Origin of the sequence: Desulfosarcina sp., assembly GCF_033791525.1 — a bacterium.
Lineage (GTDB): Bacteria > Desulfobacterota > Desulfobacteria > Desulfobacterales > Desulfosarcinaceae > Desulfosarcina.
On record NZ_JASJGN010000308.1, the window covers coordinates 1 to 2,516 of the forward strand.

Below are 2,516 nucleotides of genomic sequence, written 5' to 3' on the forward strand. Positions count from 1 at the left end.
ATTCTCATGGCCATCTGTTCAGCGACTGAGCAGTTCCGGTGGCGGGTGACGAAGTCCATTTACCCATGATTGGGGGAAGGCCCCGTGGCCGTTGGCCGCACCCAACAGGGCGCCCAGCACGGCTCCCCGGCCGGCGTTGTCTCCACCCAGGTTGGTGTTGGCAACCAGGCCCCGTGCCACGTCGTCGTAATACTTCAACGCCAGGTAGGCGGTGGCCGGCAGCGCATCTTCCACGTAGCAGGCACTGCTGAGGCGTCGGCCCACAACGATTTCATCAGGATCGTCAAGCCATCGAATCAACGGGTGGCCCAGCAGCGGGTTGTCCTGCCGCCGGATCTTCTCGGCAATCACGTCAACGATTTTTTCACCGCCCAGAACGGGAAGCAGCACATCCAGGAGAAACTCACCGGTCGCCTGCATGGGCGCACCCAGATGGGTATGGCCAAGATGGTCGATGGCCGCCCGCCTGGCCTGTTCGGGATCTTCGACGTAAAAGACGGCCAGCGGAATCATGCCGATAATGCCGCTGATGTGCTTTTCAATTCCCCCGCAGGCCCGTGGCGGTTTTCCGGATGCATAGTTGTTGAAAAAATAGCGGTGATACTCCTCCGCATAGGTATCCTTGTGACTGCCGGGGGTGGTCATGAACGCGATGTATTCGGCCAGGTAAGCATCGGGATCGTAGCCGTCGTTTTCCAAAAGGTGGTTGAGCAACAGTGTGCAGAGCTTCAGGTTCAACGTGTTTTCACCGGCCTCGAGAAACTGATGGTAGTGTACACCCGGGCACCCCCAGAACCGGGCTTGGTCGTGGAGAATGTCGGCCTTCGTGTTGACCGGCGTGTATGCGGAGCGCCACAGGATACTGTCGGGATGCGGATTTTTCGGAACCATATAGTCTGTCACCCGACCGTAATCCCGCGCAAGTGCCTGTCGATCGTAATACCAGTGCACCGGCATAGCCAGGGCATCACCAACGTACATGCCCAGGATTGCCCCTTTTTTACGGGATTGCCTGTCGGCTGAAGTGACCATGAAAACTCCTTACCCTAAAGACCGGTTACTTGAATGTCCGCAACGCCCCCATGCCTCCATCCACCGCAATCACCTGGCCGGTAACCCATGAGGATGAATCCTCAAGCAGAAATGTCGCTGCAGCCGCGATATCCTCGGGATTTCCAAACCGTTTGAGCGGATGCCGGTCCGCAGCGGCGGATCGCTTGCCGTCATCGGACAGCAGTGTTTTGGCCAGATTGGTGTCGGTCAGCGACGGGGCGATGGCATTGACCCGGATCTTCGGGGCGAACTCGGCGGCCAGCGAGCGGGTCAATCCCTCCAGGGCCCCTTTCGCACTGGCAATGGAGGCATGAAAGGGCATTCCCGTTCCCACCGCCACCGTGCTGAACAATACAATGGATGACGGATTTTCAGCCTTTTTCAGTCCCGGCAGGCAAGTTTGAATGGCCTTGACGGCACCAAAGAGATTGATCTGTAAATCGGAAAGGAAGTCGGCTTCCTTAAGGCGGTGGAACGGACGCAGCCGGATAGAACCCGGGCAGTAAGCCAGGCCCTGAATTCTGTCCGGAAGACTGCCCGCATCGATCTCATCCCGGGTCACATCCACCGGCAGGTGGGTCACTCCGGGCAGCTCGGCCACACTGCCCGCCGACCGGGAAATCACTACTACCGGGCAATTTTTGGCTGCCAGGCGGTGCGTAATTTCCAGTCCGATACCCGACGTACCGCCAACCACGACAAACGATGTTGTACTCATTTTCCATTCTCCACATGTTATTGGTGACGCATGTTTGACTGCAGCAGATGCCGCTTCAAAATGGTGCCGAGTTCGGACCGGCATGAATCGATGTTGGGATATTGATATCCCGCCAGCAGTTTTCCCTGTTCGTAAACATCCACCGCCGGTATGCAGGAGGCGCGGGCAAAGAGCGCATTGACGATGACATCATGATTGTCGACCCTGCTGGCCACCAGCACCCCGGCGTCCGAAAGGCCGATATCGTCATTGTCACCGGCTGGGGCGCCCATCATCTGATGTCGCACACTGGGTGGAAGGTAGAAGGCCTGGGCCGTCTCAGGCACGGGAACCTCATCGGATAGACGCTTGAAAAAAACCTTCTCACTCGGCAGCAGTTGCTGGAAGGTAACGATGGACCCCGGTTTCAGGAAGGGTTGCATTCGAGCCAGCATGTCCTGCAGCATCGACTGCCAGCCGGCCACAATCTCCGAAGGGCCCGTACCGGCTCGCTGCTCGATGGTCTGTGCCAGTTTTCGATTCTCATCAGCCTTGATAGATGCCATACGGTTGCCGACCTCCCTCCCCCGACAATAAGACCGCTTACATGCCACCGACCGCGGGCATCAAGGCCACACGATCACCGTCCGACAGCCGGGCATCAAGCCTCGACCGCCTCCCGTTGACGAATACCGTGGCTATTTCATTTTCGGAAATTTTTACATGCTCAGCCAGATTACCAACGGTGGCGTTGTCGTCGCCAAGG

The 2,516-nt window shown here is 57.9% G+C and carries 4 protein-coding genes; all 4 read right to left on the reverse strand.

Annotated features, from left to right (window positions below; translation table 11 throughout):
* Positions 1-18: 18 nt before the first annotated feature.
* On the reverse strand, positions 19-1,032 hold the full coding sequence (locus QNK41_RS15460; protein ID WP_319258470.1) for an ADP-ribosylglycohydrolase family protein: 1,014 nt from the start codon (positions 1,030-1,032) through the stop codon (positions 19-21).
* A 25-nt stretch (positions 1,033-1,057) separates the two neighbouring features.
* Complete coding sequence (locus QNK41_RS15465; protein WP_319258472.1) at positions 1,058-1,771, reverse strand: SDR family oxidoreductase; 714 nt, start codon at positions 1,769-1,771, stop codon at positions 1,058-1,060.
* A gap of 17 nt (positions 1,772-1,788) precedes the next feature.
* Positions 1,789-2,316 carry a hypothetical protein gene (locus QNK41_RS15470; protein WP_319258474.1) on the reverse strand — a complete coding sequence of 176 codons (528 nt, stop codon included), beginning with the start codon at positions 2,314-2,316 and terminating at the stop codon, positions 1,789-1,791.
* Between the two features lie 37 nt (positions 2,317-2,353).
* The coding region (locus QNK41_RS23100; protein WP_413815164.1) for a MoaD/ThiS family protein at positions 2,354-2,516 on the reverse strand (163 nt) is incomplete at its 5' end.